We start from the raw sequence: 688 nt of genomic DNA, 5'->3' as shown, positions 1-688 counted from the left end.
TAATGTCTCTTACCGACTGCTCACGGCTTATCGCAGGTTAGTACGTCCTTCATCGCCTCTGACTGCCAAGGCATCCACCATGTACGCTTAGTCACTTAACCATACAACCCCAAGAAGTGTCGGTGAAACCGGCACAGCTTGTTGTCGTACAACAAGGACCAAATAAAATTTGGTTTTCGCCAAGAAGTTTCCAAAGCACTTGTAACAAATGTTTGAGAACTACTTTTTAAATCAGCTTTCCAGATTGTTAAAGAGCAAGTTTGCAACGGTCAGTGACCGAAGAAAACAGACATAAACACTCAATGCTTATGTCTGCATTCTTGTTAGCAAGAAGAGAAGTGGCGTCCCCTAGGGGATTCGAACCCCTGTTACCGCCGTGAAAGGGCGGTGTCCTAGGCCTCTAGACGAAGGGGACCCCGAGTCTGCTTTGCAGTGCTTGCGCACTGAGACAACAGGTAGCAGTAAACTGCTATTCACATCCCGTTATCCGGCAGAAGAGGTTTTCTCTCATCCATCCCGAAGGCTGGACAACAGAAGCTGATGCATCACTGCATCAGGTCTTTGCTCTAACTACTTTGAATCAAGGCAATCTGTGTGAACACTCAACAACTTCGTCATCTTAAGGTAAGGAGGTGATCCAACCCCAGGTTCCCCTAGGGTTACCTTGTTACGACTTCACCCCAGTCAT

1 tRNA gene and 2 rRNA genes are annotated in these 688 nt (G+C 47.2%); all 3 read right to left on the bottom strand.

Annotated elements, in window-relative coordinates:
- A 23S ribosomal RNA gene (locus J9885_RS14930) occupies positions 1-101 on the bottom strand; the annotation flags it as partial.
- A 238-nt stretch (positions 102-339) separates the two neighbouring features.
- Positions 340-415: transfer RNA gene (locus tag J9885_RS14925), tRNA-Glu, on the bottom strand.
- A gap of 210 nt (positions 416-625) precedes the next feature.
- A 16S ribosomal RNA gene (locus J9885_RS14920) occupies positions 626-688 on the bottom strand; the annotation flags it as partial.

Source organism: Aeromonas sp. SrichE-2G (assembly GCF_017939565.1).
GTDB classification, from domain to species: Bacteria; Pseudomonadota; Gammaproteobacteria; order Enterobacterales; family Aeromonadaceae; genus Aeromonas; species Aeromonas taiwanensis.
The sequence above is the reverse complement of the archived record's forward strand: the minus strand, read 5'-3'. Positions and strand labels throughout refer to the sequence as shown.